At 62.1% G+C, this 16,340-nt stretch carries 10 protein-coding genes, 1 tRNA gene and 1 pseudogene; 6 read left to right on the forward strand and 6 right to left on the reverse strand.

Annotated elements, in window-relative coordinates:
• A pseudogene (locus tag NKH73_RS29940) lies at positions 1-1,100 on the forward strand (calcium-binding protein); the annotation flags it as partial.
• A gap of 238 nt (positions 1,101-1,338) precedes the next feature.
• Here NKH73_RS29940 and ppdK read toward each other — a convergent pair.
• Positions 1,339-4,026, reverse strand: coding sequence for a pyruvate, phosphate dikinase (ppdK, locus tag NKH73_RS29945; RefSeq protein ID WP_352938574.1), 2,688 nt, complete (start codon positions 4,024-4,026; stop codon positions 1,339-1,341).
• A 210-nt stretch (positions 4,027-4,236) separates the two neighbouring features.
• On the opposite strand from ppdK, the gene NKH73_RS29950 reads away from it, so the two are divergent.
• The 3 genes from NKH73_RS29950 (at position 4,237) to NKH73_RS29960 (ending at position 5,821) form a co-directional block, all read left to right on the forward strand.
• Positions 4,237-4,581 carry a VOC family protein gene (locus tag NKH73_RS29950; protein ID WP_352938576.1) on the forward strand — a complete coding sequence of 115 codons (345 nt, stop codon included), beginning with the start codon at positions 4,237-4,239 and terminating at the stop codon, positions 4,579-4,581.
• A gap of 148 nt (positions 4,582-4,729) precedes the next feature.
• Positions 4,730-4,804: transfer RNA gene (locus tag NKH73_RS29955), tRNA-Gln, on the forward strand.
• 66 nt (positions 4,805-4,870) lie between these two features.
• Complete coding sequence (locus NKH73_RS29960; RefSeq protein ID WP_352938579.1) at positions 4,871-5,821, forward strand: phytanoyl-CoA dioxygenase family protein; 951 nt, start codon at positions 4,871-4,873, stop codon at positions 5,819-5,821.
• A gap of 77 nt (positions 5,822-5,898) precedes the next feature.
• Here NKH73_RS29960 and NKH73_RS29965 read toward each other — a convergent pair whose 3' ends face one another.
• Positions 5,899-6,798, reverse strand: a complete 900-nt coding sequence (locus tag NKH73_RS29965) for a LysR family transcriptional regulator (RefSeq protein ID WP_352938581.1) — start codon at positions 6,796-6,798, stop codon at positions 5,899-5,901.
• Positions 6,799-6,923: 125 nt separating this feature from the next.
• Here NKH73_RS29965 and NKH73_RS29970 point away from each other — a divergent pair, with 125 nt between their 5' ends.
• Positions 6,924-8,567 (forward strand): ABC transporter substrate-binding protein, encoded by a 1,644-nt coding sequence (locus tag NKH73_RS29970; RefSeq protein ID WP_352938584.1) that lies wholly within the window; start codon positions 6,924-6,926, stop codon positions 8,565-8,567.
• Between the two features lie 426 nt (positions 8,568-8,993).
• On the opposite strand, the gene NKH73_RS29975 is transcribed toward NKH73_RS29970, so the two are convergent.
• The 4 genes from NKH73_RS29975 to NKH73_RS29990 form a co-directional block, all read right to left on the reverse strand.
• Positions 8,994-9,980: an NAD-dependent epimerase/dehydratase family protein gene (locus tag NKH73_RS29975; protein ID WP_352938587.1), complete on the reverse strand. Its 987-nt coding sequence runs from the start codon at positions 9,978-9,980 to the stop codon at positions 8,994-8,996.
• 168 nt (positions 9,981-10,148) lie between these two features.
• The gene (gene smc / locus NKH73_RS29980) at positions 10,149-13,607 is read right to left on the reverse strand and encodes a chromosome segregation protein SMC (protein WP_352938590.1); all 3,459 of its coding nucleotides are present in this window, start codon (positions 13,605-13,607) and stop codon (positions 10,149-10,151) included.
• A gap of 117 nt (positions 13,608-13,724) precedes the next feature.
• Positions 13,725-14,462: a DsbA family protein gene (locus NKH73_RS29985; protein ID WP_352938592.1), complete on the reverse strand. Its 738-nt coding sequence runs from the start codon at positions 14,460-14,462 to the stop codon at positions 13,725-13,727.
• A 130-nt stretch (positions 14,463-14,592) separates the two neighbouring features.
• A complete protein-coding gene (locus NKH73_RS29990; RefSeq protein ID WP_352938594.1) occupies positions 14,593-15,093 on the reverse strand; it encodes a DUF721 domain-containing protein in 501 nt (166 codons plus the stop codon).
• A gap of 55 nt (positions 15,094-15,148) precedes the next feature.
• Here NKH73_RS29990 and mutY point away from each other — a divergent pair, with 55 nt between their 5' ends.
• Positions 15,149-16,333 (forward strand): A/G-specific adenine glycosylase, encoded by a 1,185-nt coding sequence (gene mutY / locus NKH73_RS29995; protein ID WP_352938597.1) that lies wholly within the window; start codon positions 15,149-15,151, stop codon positions 16,331-16,333.
• Positions 16,334-16,340: the final 7 nt, after the last annotated feature.

Consider the following 16,340-nt stretch of genomic DNA (forward strand, 5'->3'; position numbering starts at 1 on the left):
TTCCGTCACCCGCCTTCGACTATACCTACAAGTGGGGAACGCAGAACGGCGACACCGCGCTTGAAAGCTCCTCGGAACTGCAAGCAGTCTTTCGCGAGCACAACACCAGCAACACCGGGACCGCCCCTCTTCCGACCACCCCGCCTTCGACCACCCCATCTCCGACCACCCCATCTCCGACCACGCCGCCCCCAGTCGGGGATCTTCTCTATGGCACCAGCGGAGCCGATGTACTTAAGGCAACCGGTGCCCAGACAATGACCGGCCATGGCGGCGACGACGATTACTACGTCGACAATGCCGGCGACAAGATGGTCGAGTCCTCTGGCCAAGGTCAAGACAGGGTATGGACCTCCGTGAGCTACGCGCTCTCGGCCGGCTCGTCGATTGAAGTCCTTGGCACCACGAACGACGACGGCACCACGGCCATCAAGCTGACCGGCAACGAGTTGGCCCAAACCATCCACGGCAATGCCGGCGTCAACGTCATCAAGGGCGGCGGTGGTGCCGATGAGTTGAGGGGCTTTGGCGGCGATGACGATTACTACGTCGACAACGCCGGCGACAAGGTGTTCGAGTCCTCTGGCCAAGGTCAAGACAGGGTATGGAGCTCCGTGAGCTATGCGCTCTCGGCCGGCTCGTCGATTGAAGTCCTTGGCACCACGAACGACGACGGCACCACGGCAATCAACCTGACTGGCAACGCGTTGGCCCAAACCATCCACGGCAATGCTGGCGCCAACGTCATCAAGGGCGGCGGTGGTGCCGATGAGTTGCGGGGCTTTGGCGGCAACGATGCCTTCGTTTTCAATACTGCTCTTGGAGCCGGCAATATCGACAAGGTCCTTGACTTCAACAGGCTCCAGGACAAGATCCACCTCGACGATGCCGTTTTTGCCGGGCTTAAATTGGGAGGCCTTTCATCCGACGCTTTCTTTGCCGGTAAGGCCGCGCACGATAGTTCCGACCATATCATCTACAACAGCTCGACCGGAGCGCTCTCCTTCGACAGCGACGGGATCGGCGGCGCAGCTCAAACAGAGTTCGCCACTCTCAATCCAGGTCTGTCGCTTACGGCAGGTGCATTCTTTGTGACCTGAAGGCGCTAGCGGAAACGAGATCGCGCCAGGGCAGCGGTCGCCAACAGAGCCAGGTGGATAGTGAAGTCTGTCTCTACTGGCGAGCGTGGATGCTCTGGCGCGAACCGCTGCGGCATCTGTGGGTGCCGAGAAATGCGCTTCGAAAGCACTGCCCAAAGTGCGCGTCAGCAAATATCGGAATCGGCTTGCGCTGCGCTTCGATTCTGGGGGCATGCGCAAAGATCAAAGTGCTGCGCTCCTAAACGACGCGCGGCGTGGCATTCTTTGCGACCTTCACCGCCGCCTGGGCGGCTGCCAGCCTGGCGATCGGCACGCGGTAGGGCGAGCACGACACATAGTCGAGGCCGACCTTCTCGCAGAAATGGATCGACGCCGGATCGCCGCCATGTTCGCCGCAAATGCCGAGCTTGATCCCCGGCCGCGTCGCCCTGCCCTTTTCCGCCGCCATCCGCACCAGTTCGCCGACGCCCTCGATATCGAGCGACACGAACGGGTCCTGCTCGATGATGCCCTTCTGGCGATAGGTCTCCAGGAACGAGGCCGCATCGTCGCGTGAGATGCCGAAGGTGGTCTGGGTCAGATCGTTGGTGCCGAAAGAGAAGAACTCGGCCGCCTCAGCGATGACATGAGCGCGGATCGCCGCGCGCGGCAATTCGATCATCGTGCCGGTAAGATAGGTGATCTTGACGCCTGTCTCCTCCATCACGTTTCTGGCGACGTCGTCGATGCGCGCCTTGACGTAGTCGAGTTCCTTGACCAGACCGACCAGCGGCACCATGATTTCCGGAACCACCAACGCGCCGGCCTTCCTGCCGGCTTCGACGGCGGCCTCGAAAATGGCGCGCGCCTGCATCTCGGCGATTTCGGGATAGGAAACCGCAAGCCGGCAGCCGCGATGGCCGAGCATCGGGTTGAACTCGTGCAGCGCCTCGGTGCGCTGCCTGAGCTTGTCGGGCGACACGTTCATGGCGGCGGCGACTTCGGCCACCTCTTCCTCGGTCTTGGGCAGGAATTCGTGCAGCGGCGGATCGAGCAAGCGGATCGTCACCGGCAGGCCAGCCATGATCTCGAACAGTTCGAGGAAATCCGAGCGCTGCATGGGCAAGAGTTTTGCGAGCGCCGTTCGCCGGCCCTTTTCCGTGTCGGCCAGGATCATCTCGCGCATGGCGACGATACGGTCGCCGTCAAAGAACATGTGCTCGGTGCGGCAAAGCCCGATGCCTTCGGCGCCGAAGGAACGCGCCATGCGCGCGTCGAGCGGCGTTTCGGCGTTGGTGCGCACCTTCATGCGGCGCACGGCATCGGCCCATTCCATGATGGCGGCGAAATCGCCCGAGAGCTCCGGCTGCAGCATCGGCACGGCGCCTTTCAGCACCTGGCCGTTACCGCCGTCGATGGTGATGATATCGCCCTTGCGGAACGTCGATCCCATCGCCATCAGCGTGCCGGCCCTGTAGTCGACGCGCAGCGAACCCGCACCCGATACGCAAGGCTTGCCCATGCCGCGAGCCACCACCGCAGCGTGGCTGGTCATGCCGCCACGCGTCGTCAGGATGCCTTCGGCGGCATGCATGCCGTGGATGTCTTCGGGACTGGTCTCGATGCGCACGAGGATCGTCTTGCGGCCTTGCGTCTTGAGTTCCTCGGCGTCGTTGGAGGAAAAGACGATCTCACCGGTGGCAGCCCCCGGAGAAGCCGGCAGGCCGACGCCGATGACGTCGCGCGCGGCCTTCGGATCGATGGTCGGGTGCAGCAACTGGTCGAGCGAGGCCGGATCGATGCGGGCGACCGCTTCCTCCTTCGAAATGAGCTTGTCCTTTGCCATCTCGACGGCGATCCTGAGCGCGGCCTTGGCGGTACGCTTACCGGACCTCGTCTGCAGCATCCACAATTTGCCGCGCTCGATAGTGAATTCGAGATCCTGCATATCGCGGTAGTGTTTTTCCAGACGGTCTGAAATGGTGACGAATGACTGGAAGGCTTCCGGCATCAGCTTCTGCAGCGACGGCTTATCGGAGCCCGCTGCAATGCGCGCCGCCTCGGTGATGTTTTGCGGCGTGCGGATGCCGGCGACGACATCCTCGCCCTGCGCATTCACCAGGAACTCGCCATAGAGCATCTTTTCCCCGGTCGACGGATTGCGGGTGAAGGCAACGCCGGTGGCCGAGGTCTCGCCCATATTGCCGAAGACCATGGCCTGGACATTGACCGCCGTGCCCCAGCTTTCGGGGATGTCATGCAGGCGCCGATAGGTGATGGCGCGGTTGTTCATCCAGCTCGAGAACACAGCGCCGATCGCGCCCCATAGCTGCTCATGCGGGTCCTGCGGAAACGGCTTGCCGAGTTCTTCTTCGACCTTGGCCTTGTAGAGGGCAATCACGCCCTGCCATTCGATGGCGGACAGTTCCGTGTCGAGTTCATGGCCGAGCCCGCCCTTCTGGTCTTCGAGGATCTCCTCGAACACCTCATGGTCGAGGCCCATGACGACATCGGAATACATTTGGATGAACCGGCGGTAGCTGTCATAGGCAAAGCGCGCATCGCCTGAATCGGCGGCCAGCGCCTCGACCGTCTCGTCGTTGAGGCCGAGATTGAGCACGGTGTCCATCATGCCGGGCATGGAAGCGCGGGCACCGGAACGCACCGACACCAAAAGCAGTTTCGAGGGATCGCCGAAACGCCGCCCGGTCAGCCGGCCGATATGGTCGAGGGCGACCGCGACATCCGCCTCCAGCGAGGCGGGGTAGGTATGGCCGTTGGCGTAATAGGCGTTGCAGACCTCGCTGGTGATGGTGAACCCCGGCGGCACGGGCAGGCCCAGGCTGCACATTTCGGCCAGATTGGCGCCCTTGCCGCCCAGAAGGTTCCTATCGCCGGCACGGCCTTCCGCAGCGCCGTCGCCAAAGGTGTAGACCCATTTGGTCATGCTTGCTCTCCGGTTGCAGGAGATTGAAAAGATTGACGAAGCCGAAGTTTCGCCGTGTCCCTACCCGAGCGATATGATGCTGCAGTGCGAAAGGCAAGGCGTCGGCAAAGCCAGCCGGCTTCTACAATCGATTAAGGGAAAGCGGCGCCGAAAAGACTTGCAATTGGGTCGCTTTTGTAGTAGAACAAACAGTGAACAAAAGGCGAGACCATGAGACTGACCGGAAAACTCGATTATGTGGAAATGGCGGCGACCGGTGGAACGCTGGACAGGGTGAAGGCTTTCTACAGCACCGCCTTTTCCTGGTCGTTCACCGATTACGGGCCGACCTATTCGGCCTTTTCGGAAGGTCTTGACGGAGGCTTTCAGGCTGATGCCGGCGAAGCGCCCGCCAAGCCGCTTCCCGTGCTTTACTCCGAGGATTTGGAAGAAACCCTGGGCGCCGTCGAAAATGCCGGCGGCACGATCGTCAAGCCGATCTTCTCATTCCCCGGCGGCAGGCGGTTCCATTTCCTCGACCCGGCCGGCAATGAGATGGCGGCTTGGGGCGAATAGACGCCATGCCCCCAACAGCAGGGGATAATGTCCGAAACCCCTATATGCGGGAACCGGTGGATCAGTTCCGCGCACTCGCTATTCTCGGCATTGAGCTTTCCGTCGGCTCGTCCTATAAGGCCGCGCGCAGCGGCCATGTTCCGGCTGTTGGGGCGTAGCCAAGTGGTAAGGCATCGGTTTTTGGTACCGACAATCCCAGGTTCGAATCCTGGCGCCCCAGCCATCACATGTCAGGTCCATTCTGGGCCAGCCATGTCCCCCGGCATTTTTCCGATATTCGGGAAAGTCGATGCCGGAATCCGCAGCTTATCGCCTGGAATCCTTCCGCTACGATCAAATCCGATCAACAGCCAAGGGTGCCATAAAGATGCTGACGGATGCACAAGCCCGCGAAGCAGTGGAGCAGTATCGCGAAGAAGGCTATGCGGTCGTTCGACAATTCGTCGACGGCGACGAAATGATCCGGCTGAAAAAGGAAACCGACGCCGTCTACGCGGAAGGCCTGAAGCATCACGCCACTTTCCGGCATGGAAATCTCAATTTCCAAATCCTGCCTGAATCTGATTTTGGCCAGCGTTACGTGCTGCAGGCCTACTGGTTTTCATGGATCAACAGCTATTTTGAAAAATTTCGACGCAATCCAGACTATCTGAAGCTGCTGGAGGGCCTGATCGGCCGTGATATCCGGCAGATCGCACAACAGCTGCACTGGAAGCCGCCCGGCGCCAACGTCACTGGCTATCGCTTTCATCAAGACCTGCGTTTCCGCAACCAGAGCGCGTTCGACAATGTCGCCGATGCCACTGTGACAACGGGCCTCGCGGTCGATCGGGCGACGCTCGACAATGGCTGCCTTCAGGTCGTGCCGGGTAGCCACAAACTGGGCTATCTCGGACTGTCGGACGAGGGGACGGGTGAACTGATGAAGGGCCTAACGGCTGAGGAAGAACTGCGCAAGGTAGGCATCGATCCAGTAACAATCGTTCCGCTTGTGCTGGAGCCAGGCGACCTCGCGATGTGGGGGCTGCTGACCGTGCACGGCTCGTCACCCAACAAGTCGCAGCACGATCGAGCATTTGCGCTGTCCAGCTATGTTCGCGCCGACTCGACACAGCGCGGCGAATGGGCGTTCAGGGATGGCATTTCCGTGCCGCTCGGCGAAACGCCGACGCTTTGCAAATACGAAAAGCTCTTCGAGGAACCGGGACCGATGTACGACACTACCACCTGGTGGAAATGACGCTGCTGCGTCACGCGAAAAAAGCAGATGGGATCCGGCTTTCGCGCTGGGTCCCCGTTTGCGTTGGCGCCGGCGTCCTACGCGGTGAAGTCGGCCGACAATTCGCGGATCAGGAAATCCACGAAGGTGCGAACCTTGGCGGCGATGTAGGTGCGGTGCGGGTAGAGAGCATAGATCGGACTGGAGCCCGGACGAAACTCATCGAGTTGTACCTCCAGCCGGCCGTCCCTGATCGCAGGGTCAACCAGAAGGCTCGGCAGGTTTCCGACGCCGAAGCCGGCGATCGTCATCTGGTAGGCAGCCTCCACGCTGTTGGTCGAGATGCGTCCGCCGACGGCCGCATCGAATGCGCCCTCCGGACCGACGAATGGCCATGTGCCGAGACGCTTGGCGAAATTGCTCAGCACACACGAATGGCTTGCCAGCTCGCCTGGATGTGTCGGCCGGCCATGGTTATCCCAGTAGTCTGGTGTGGCACAGACGTAGTTGCGCACTTCGCCAAGCCGCCGCGCAATCAGAGCAGAGTCCGCCTGTCCGCCAAAGCGTATGGCGACATCATATCCCTCCTCTACAATGCCGACCACATAGCGCGCAGTGAGGTCGAATTCGATTGTAGTGAGGGGGTTCTCGCGAAGGAATTTCGGCACCAGCTTGGTGATGCGCGTGTGGCCGAGAACGTTGGAGCAAGAGACCCGGATCAGTCCGCGCGTTTCCTTATGCAGGCCACGTGTGGAATCCTGCAACTCCGAAATGTCGTCCAGCAGGGTGCGAGCACGGGGCGCATAGTCGCGGCCTGCTTCCGTGAGGCTGAGGCGTCGGGTGGTGCGGTTGATGAGCCGGACACCGAGGTCGTCCTCCAGATCCTTGACCATCCGGCTGACAGCCGTCGTCGACATGTTGAGATCGCGCGCCGCCGCCGAAAGGCTACCCAGCAGGCAGACGCGATCGAATACGCGCATCGCCGTCAGAAGATTCATTTCGCTTTCCTTTCGGCCGGTGAGCTGTCGCATCGGCGCCGACTTACAGAAAACAGTGACGGTCGACCGAGCGACAAGCGCATTCCACCGACTTCGGACGCGAAATCAACAATGGGAGAAACGACATGACATCCAAGCCTCTTCACCCCGCGATTGGCGTGTTTGCGCAAAGCGCGAAAAACGGCACGCTGGCTCGTCGCGAGTTCCTGGCGCTCGCCAGCGCCTTCGGAGCCAGCACCGCCATCGCCTACGGCCTTATCGGCCTGCCAATTCCGGCTCTCGCCGAAGAGAAGGCCGACCCCGAGGCAAAGATGGGAGGCACGATCCGTGTCGCCATGCAGGTTATGGAACTGGAAGACCCGCGCAGTTTCAAAGTCTCGCAGATGGGCAATATCGCCATGCAGTTTCTCGAGCCGCTGGTTCGCTGGAAGCCGGATTTCACCTTCGAGCCGATGCTGCTTCAAAGCTGGGAGATCAATGCCGACGCGAGCGAATACGTGCTCAAGGTGCGGCCTGATGTAAAATGGTCGAACGGCGACGATTTCACAGCCGAGGACGTGGCCTTCAATATTTCGCGCTGGTGCGAGAAGGACGCCATCGGCAATTCGATGGCTGGCCGCATGACCGCGCTGATCGATCCCGAGACGAAGGTGGCACGTGCGGGCGCCGTCGAAATCCGCGATGACCATACCGTGGTCTTGAAACTGTCCCGGCCGGACATCACCATCATCCCGGCGATGACCGACTATCCGGCTCTGATCGTTCACCGCGCGTTCGACCCAGGCAAGGCCGCCCTCTCGGCCAACCCCGTCTGCACCGGTCCATTCGAACTCAAGAAGCTCGATGTCGGCGTTGCCGCCTCCGTTCGCAGGCGGCCTGAAGGCGCGTGGTGGGGCGGCGAGGTCTTCCTCGATGGCATCGACTGGATCGACTACGGCACCGATTCGGCTTCCACCATCTCCGCTTTCGAGTCCGGCGAAATCGATCTGAACGGCCAGACGCAGTCCTATGATGTCAGCATACTTGACGGGTTCGGCCTGAAGAAATCCGAGATTGTCACGGCAGCAACACTGGTCACGCGCTGCAACGTCAATGCCAAGCCCTATGACGACAAGCGTGTGCGTAATGCCATCCAACTCGCGGTCGACAACGCAGCGGTGTTGCAGCTGGGCGCGAACGGCATGGGCATGGTGGCGCAGAACGACCATGTCGGGCCGATGCACCCGGAACATGCCGACTTGCCGCCGATCAAGCACGACCCCGCCGGAGCGAAAGCACTGCTCAAGGAAGCCGGCCAGATCGACTTCGAGTTCGATCTGATCTCGGTCGAAGCCGATTATCGCAAAGAGAGCTCCGACGTCGTTGCCCAGCAAATGCGAGATGCCGGCTTCAAAGTTAAACGCACCGTCATTCCTGAATCGGCGTTCTGGAACGACTGGACGAAATATCCGTTCGCGACAACCAACTGGAACGCCCGTCCGCTGGGCATCCAGACCTATGCAATTGCCTACCAGAGCGGCGCCGCCTGGAATGAGACCGGCTTCGCCGACCCCGACTTCGATGCCAAGGTCCAGAAGGCCAATGCCATCGCCGACGCAGACCAGCGTCGTGCCCTGATGAAGGAATTGCAGATGATCCTGCAGGACTCGGGCATTATCATCCAACCCTACTGGCGAAAACTGTTCTGCCACATGAAACCCCACGTAATGGGCTATCAGATGCATCAAGCCTACGAGCAGGATTTCACTCGGGCCTGGCTTGCTGCCTGATTGAAGAAGGTAGCCGCGAACCAAGGCGGCGCGCTTCGGTGCGCCGCCCTTTCTTGTATCTGATCACAGCGCCGGTTGCCCTGAAAACAGTAACCCGGTGAGGTCGCTCGGACATTGAGGCGTCCGCAACGGGCATAGCGAACATATGCGACCGCACCGCCCTCGCAGGGACCGGTCCAAATCGGCCTCGCGCTGCGGACCGGCGAAAGCGCCGAGCATTTGAGGCTTGGAAGTCATAGGCTCTGCATTCGTCATCGGTAAGCTCCAGGTTCAAGACTGGAGCTTACTTTTGCCCGAACGGAGTGAAACCTGTTTTGAAAGGCAACGACTTTCCCGAAAACCGGGAAAATTTAGATGCCGCGAACTAAGAGGAACGCCGTTAAGTCAGGCCCTCGAATCCCACAAGCAGCGGTACTCAGGCCGCAATCATCTTGTCGTTGCTTCCGCAGCCCATTCCGACCGGTACCAGTCGACAAATTTCTTCAGCCCATCTTCGATCGAGACGCTCGGCTTGAAGCCGAAATCGCGCTCCAGCGCCGTCATGTCGGCATAGGTCCGCTCGACGTCGCTGCTCTGCATCGGCTCGCTTTGGCGGATCGCCTTTAGACCGAGCAGTTTTTCCAGAGTGTCGATGAAATCTCCCAGCCGCACCGGCCGGTTGTTGCCGACATTGTAAACCCTGCTGGGCGGAACCTCGTCCATGGGCGCCTTGTCGAGCACCGCAACAACCGCCCTCACAACATCATCTACATAAGTGAAATCCCGCCACATCTCGCCGTTATTGAACACCCGGATCGGCTTGCCCTCGAGCATCGCCTTGGTGAATATCCAATAGGCCATGTCTGGCCGGCCCCAGGGGCCATAGACGGTGAAAAATCGCAAGCCCGTCTGTGGAACGCCAAACAGATGGGCATAGGTGTGGCTCATCAACTCATCTGTTTTCTTGGTAGCAGCGTAAAGCGAGACGGGTCTGTCGACCTGATCGGTCTCGCTGAACGGAACCTTGCGGTTGCCGCCATAGACTGAGCTCGACGAAGCATAGACCAAATGCTCGAATCCAGGCTGTGCGCGACAGAATTCGAGGACTTCGAGGTGGCCCACGACATTGGAACGGACATAGAGCCTCGGATTGTCGAGTGAATGACGCACGCCCGCCTGCGCGGCGAGGTGGACAATCCTTACTATCCCTTGCCCACCCAAAGCGCCGGCAAGAGCGCCCTGTTCGGCAATGTCGATCTGGCGAAATGAAAAATCCTTGTGAGGCTGCAGGCGGGCGAGACGCCCCTTTTTAAGCGCAAGGTCGTAGTAGTCGTTCATGTTATCGACACCGACGACTGCTTCCCCCCTGTTCAAGAGGTGGTGGCAAACATGGCTGCCGATGAATCCCGCGGCACCGGTGACAAGTATAGGCAACAAGATTCTCCACGCGCATGCAGACACACGATCGCGAAATCGAGGTCGATTTCGGAAAGGATCATGCACAACATCGAAATACTACATCCGAATGAAGGGAGCCGATCCTATCGGTGCTATAGCCGAAAGTCGCGATAGGCGCTACCGACAAGCGTTGCCTTCGACGCGTCAGCTCGCCTCGCGCAGGGCCTCGGCAGCCTGCAAGTCGACCGACACGAGCTGGCTCACGCCCTGCTCGGCCATGGTCACCCCGAACAGCCGGTTCATGCGAGCCATGGTGATCGGGTTGTGTGTGATGATGACGAAGCGCGTCTCGGTAGTGGCGGCCATCTCGTCCATCAGATTGCAGAAACGCTCGACATTGTGATCATCGAGCGGCGCGTCGACCTCGTCGAGCACGCAGATCGGCGCGGGATTGGTCAGGAACACGGCGAAGATCAGCGACATCGCCGTCAAGGCCTGCTCGCCGCCGGAAAGCAGCGTCATGGTCTGCGGCTTCTTGCCGGGCGGGCGCGCAAGGATTTCGAGGCCGGCCTCGAGCGGATCGTCGGACTCGATCAGTTGCAGTTCCGCCGTACCGCCACCGAACAGATGCGAAAACAACCGCTGGAAATGGCCATTGACCACCTCGAAGGCAGCCAGCAGCCGTTCGCGGCCTTCGCGGTTCAGGCTCTGGATCGCCTGCCGCAGCTTGCGGATGGCCTCGATGATGTCGTCGCGTTCGGAAACGATGGTCTCCAGCCGATCGGACAGTTCCTTCTGTTCTTCCTCGGCGCGCAGATTGACGGCGCCCAGCCTTTCGCGCTCGATCTTCAGCCGGTCGAGCTGACGCTCGATCTCGGCCATTTCCGGCATCGGGCTGTCTGCCTCCAGGCCGGTGTGGCGAATGACTAGATGCGGCGGCGTGTTCAGCGTCTCCTGGATGCGCGCTTCGACTTCCAGCCGCCGCTCGTCGGCAGCGGTCAGCCGCTCTTCGGCACGGACGCGTGTTTCGCGCGCTTCGGCCAGCGACTGGATCGCAGCGGTCGCGGCCTTGTCCAGCTCGGACTGCCGGTTCTCCGCCTCCTGCAAGCGGTCGCCGGCTGCCTGCCGCAGGCTTTCGGCCTCGGCAAGCTGCGACAGCAAAGCGCGCCGTTTGGCATCGATCTCGTCGGGCGCGTCGGCCAGTCTCTCGCGCTCGGCCTCGGCCTCGGCCTTGCGTTCGCCGAGTGCAGCGATCTGCGTCGAGGCGTTTTCGGCACGCGCCACCCAATTGCGGCGTTCCGCGCCGATGGCCTCAAGGCGGCGCATTCGCGCTTCGGCTTCCCGCCTCAATCCTTCATGGACGGCGCGTGCATCGGCAAGGGTGGCGCGGTCGCGAGCGACGTTGGCGGCCGACTGTTCGAGCTGCAACTGCAGATCACCAAGATCGGGAGCGCTTTGCAGCAGCATCTCCGCCTCGACGAAAGCCGCCGCCGTCTCTTCATGGCTATCGACGATACGCGCGCGCGCCTCGTCAAGTGCTGCGCGTCGGCTCGACAGCTCGCCGCCGGCCTTCTCGGCCTCGGCCAGCGCATTGCGGGCAGCGTCCAGTCCATGCTGGGCATCGCGCCCAGCCTGACGGGCGTCGCGCTCGGCTTCGGTGGCCTTGGCAAGCGCCTGCTCGGCATGGACAAGAGCCTCTTCTGCCTGACGCAGGATACGGGTCGCATGGACCGCCTCGGCGTCGAGCTCGGCCAGCCGGTTTTTCTGCGCCAGCCGCTGTGCGGCCGCGGTCGGCGCGTCGGCGCTGGCGGTGAACCCGTCCCAACGCCAGAGCGCCCCTTCGCGGCTGACCAGCCGCTGCCCGGGAGCAAGCAGCGCCTGCAGCCGCTTTCCGTCGCCGGCCTCGACGATGCCGATCTGCGCCAATCGGCGAGCCAGTTGCGCCGGAGCGCGCACCACACTGGCAAGGCTCTTGATGCTTTCGGGCAGAGCGGCGTCGCCAGGCTTAACCTCGCTCTGGCCCCAATGCACCGGCGCGCTGCGGTCGAGCGGCACGTCGAGATCCTCGCCAAGGGCGGCGCCCAGCGCCGTCTCGTAGCCGCGTTCGACGCTGATCTGCTCAAGGACGGAGGGGAAGAGGTCGCCGCTCGCGGCATTCAGGATCTTGGCCAGAGTTCGGGCCTCGGTCTCGATCCGCGCCAGCTCGGCCTTTGCATCCTGAACCGGCGGGCGGGCGGCGCTTTCCGCCGCGCGCGCCTCGGCGACAGCCTGTTCGGTGGCAATCGCGGCGGCTTCGGCCTCATCGAGCAACCCCACGGCCTGCTCGACCAGAAGCCGCTTTTCGCCGGGATCGGGGAGGCCGGCGACCTTGGAGGCGATGTCGGACAATTCCCGGTCGACGTCGGCGAGCTGGCGGGCGAAACGGTCGCGGCGCTCAGCAGTGTCGCGCAGCGTTCGTTCGATCTGGTTGCGGGAGGCGGCGGCCTCGGCCCGTTCGGCGGTCAATGCGGCGAGCTTGGCCTCACTTGCGGCAAGCGTCGACGCCACCTGTTCGAATGCAGCGCGGGTGCTGGCCTCGCGCTCACCGGCACCGGCGTTTTCGGTATTGAGGGCGGCTTCTTCGGTGGCGAGGCGCTCGAGGATATCCGCATTGTCGCGGACCATCCGCTCCTCGCGGTCGATGTCGCCGTCGAGCTGCTGGAGCCGGCGGTCGAGTTCCACTTGGCGGGCGCGGATGCGGCCCGCTTCCTCCTCGATCTGCGTCTTGGCGATCGACAGGCGCTGGAAGGCGGCAGCAGCGGCAGCTTCCGCGTCGCGCAGATCGGGCAGCCGATGGGCGCCGATCCCTTGCTCCCTGGCGGCAGCCATCTGGGCGGCAGCGCGGTCACCAACCAGTCCCGTGGCAATTGCCAGCGCCGAGCGCGCCTCGGCTTCCTGGGTCTTGGCCAGTGTCCAGCGCAAATGCAGCAGCGTCGCTTCGGCCTTGCGGATATCAGCCGACAGGTTCTTGAACCGCGACGCCTGGCGTGCCTGGCGCTTCAGGCTTTCGATCTGGCCTTCCAGTTCGCCGACGACGTCGTCCAGCCGCTCCAGATTCTGCTCGGCCGCCTTGAGGCGCAGTTCGGCTTCATGGCGGCGCGTATGCAGGCCGGAAATGCCGGCCGCTTCTTCGAGAAGCGCGCGACGCGCCTGCGGCTTGGCCTGGATCAGCTCGCCAATGCGGCCCTGGCCGACCATCGAGGGCGAGCGAGCGCCGGTCGACTGGTCGGCAAACAGCAGCTGCACGTCCTTGGCGCGGGCTTCCTTGCCGTTGATGCGGTAGAGCGAACCCGCTTCGCGCTCGATGCGGCGCGAAACCTGCAACTCGTCCGCGTCGTTGAAGGCCGACGGCGCAGTGCGGTCGCTGTTGTCGAGGAAAAGCGTGACTTCGGCGGTGTTACGGGCCGGACGCGTTCCCGAACCGGAAAAGATGACGTCGTCCATGCCGGACGCACGCATGTTCTTGTACGAGCTTTCGCCCATCACCCAGCGCAAAGCCTCGACAAGGTTCGACTTGCCGCAGCCATTCGGTCCGACGATGCCGGTCAGGCCGCGTTCGATGACAAACTCACCGGGTTCGACGAAGGACTTGAAACCGAGCAGGCGAAGGCGCGAGAACTTCATTCGCGCCGCCCCATAGCCAAATTCCGCAAAACTGTTCCGCGGTCTCGCGAAGAGAATCCGCGGCACAGCAAAAAGTCGCGCACGCCGAAGCGCAGCCGCTTCGGCGCTGCCGAAACGTCAGAGCAGAGGGTCGATGATGGCCGATATTTCCTCAATCGACAGCGCCCCCTTGTAGGTCTTCCCGTTGATAAAGAAGGTCGGCGTCGAGTCGACCTTGAATTCATCGGCGCCGCGCTTCTGGACCGACCTCACATCTTCCAGAAGTTTCTGGTCCGTCAAGCAGGCCTCGAAGGACTCCTGTGTAAAACCGGCCATCTTGGAGATTTGCAGCAGAGCGTCCTTGGTATTGGCAACGCCTGCCCAGTTCGCCTGCTGCCTGAACAGAACGTCCACCATCGGAAAATAATTGTCCTTGGAGCAGCGCGCCAGCATGAAGCCGGCTTCGGCGCTGGGGTCGAACGGAAATTCGCGCAGGATAAGGCGGGCCTTACCGGTGTCGATATATTTTGTCTTCAGCTCCGGGAGCGTGGTTTCGTGGAAATGCGCGCAGTGCGGGCAGGTCATCGAGGCATATTCGACGATGGTGACCTTGGCATCGTCCTTGCCCAGTTGCTCGTCGGGCAATGCGCCGGGCTTCAGCAGGGCCGCCATGTCCACCGTGCCCTGGGCCTCGGGCGCCTTGACCGCGGCCGGCTTCGCCGGATCGGCCGGCTTCATCGCGTCGGCAGGAGCCGCAGGCGTCGCATCCTGCGCCACAGCTTTCTCGCCCGAATCGCTGCAAGCGGCGAGTAGAGCCACCGCCGGAATGGCGGCAAGCGATGACAGCAGGTTTCTACGGGACAAACGACGGGGCATACGAATCACCTGACAATGGTTGGATTTTGCAATGCAAAGGCTAGAAAAGGCGAGAGTTGGCGCGAATTAAGGCATAGCCATCCCCATTCCAATGGCCAAATCTTGGATACGCGATCACGAAACCGCGAGATTATACTTTCTTTTGACCGAGAATGGTGGCGCCCAGCCGCTCCAGCGAAGCGCGAACGCCGTCATCCTCGATCATTCCGACGGCGCCGGACAACGTCGCCTTCTCGGCCGCGGTTAGCGGCCGCAAGCTTGGTTTAGGCCGCCCTTGGTCCGTCGTCACCGGCTTTTGCACGATTCTGATGCGGCCGATAGCGTTGAAGCCGAGGAAGGCGTTGACCCTGTTGATGATCTCACCGGTCTCGTGCTGCAAATGGAGCGCGGCCATGCCTTCGCAGGCAATGACCAGCACCGCCGGCTCGAACGGATCGTCTTCATGCATGCGGCGCGGCCACTGGATCTTTTCAGGGCGCGAGCGGCTGGCGAGCCGCGGTCCGGCGATCTCTTCCCATGACTGGACGAGCCCGATCGACATGCCGGCCCGCTTGCGCAACACCGGATCGAGGATCTCGGTTGCGAGATCGCTCACCGGAACGGGATTGCCGAAGGGCTTTTTCCCTGCCATGTGCGTTCTCCAGTCACGACCATCACCACATATCGGTTAGGCCAGTCCTCGATCAATGGCACTGCACGACCAGACCCGCAAGACCGCATCCGGAGATACCAGCAAAGCTGGATCCGGAGACAGCGGCAGAGCCGCGTCTGGAGATACCAGCAAAGCTGGATCCGAAGATAGCGGCGAGATCGCGTCCCGCCTGCTCGGCTGGTACGATGCGCATCATCGAGATTTGCCGTGGCGCATTGCGCCGCGCGAGCTAGCACGCGGCATACGGCCAGATCCCTACCGCGTCTGGCTATCCGAAGTCATGCTGCAGCAGACCACGGTCGAAGCGGTAAAATCCTATTTCCGGGCCTTTGTCCAGAAATGGCCTGATGTCGATGCACTGGCCGCTTCACCGACCGAGGATGTCATGAAGGCATGGGCCGGGCTCGGCTATTATTCCCGCGCGCGCAATCTCAAGGCCTGCGCCGATCTCGTCGCACGGCAAGGCGGCAGGTTTCCAGATACGCAAGCTGGCTTGAGAGAGCTGCCTGGCATCGGCGCCTACACGGCAGCGGCGATCGCGGCGATCGCCTTCGACCAACCAGCCGCGGTCGTTGATGGCAATGTCGAGCGGGTCGTTTCGCGGCTGTTCTCGATTGCCACGCCGCTGAGCGAAGCCAAGGGCGACATACGCGCCTATGTCGAGCGCATGGTTCCTGCGACCCGACCGGGCGATTTCGCCCAGGCGATGATGGATCTGGGCGCGACGATCTGCACGCCGCGCCGGCCGCGCTGTATGCTGTGCCCGCTGCGCGAGGATTGCAGCGCCACTGTTTCCGGCGATCCCGAACGCTTCCCTGTGCGCCTGCCGAAGGGCGAGAAACCATTGCGGCGTGGGGCTGCCTTCGTTGCCGTACGCGATGACGGCGCCATCCTTTTGCGCAAACGCGCGGATAAAGGCCTGCTTGGCGGCATGACCGAGGTGCCGACGACCGACTGGACCGCACGGGTCGACGGCGCCACCACGGACGCGGCGGCACCCTTCCCTGGCAACTGGCGGCCAGCCGGGCGGATCGGCCATGTCTTCACCCATTTCGCGCTCGAACTCGAGGTCTTCAAAACGGTGACCGATGGCGCCGCCCCAGACGGGCATTTCTGGTCGCTGGTCCATGAAATTTCCGGGGAAGCGCTGCCCAGTGTCATGAAAAAGGTAATCGAAGCGGCGATACCGGGCGCGACGAAGAAGCCGCGCCCGCATTGAATCGCCT

Source organism: Mesorhizobium sp. M0938, assembly GCF_040319125.1.
Taxonomy (GTDB): Bacteria; Pseudomonadota; Alphaproteobacteria; order Rhizobiales; family Rhizobiaceae; genus Mesorhizobium; species Mesorhizobium robiniae.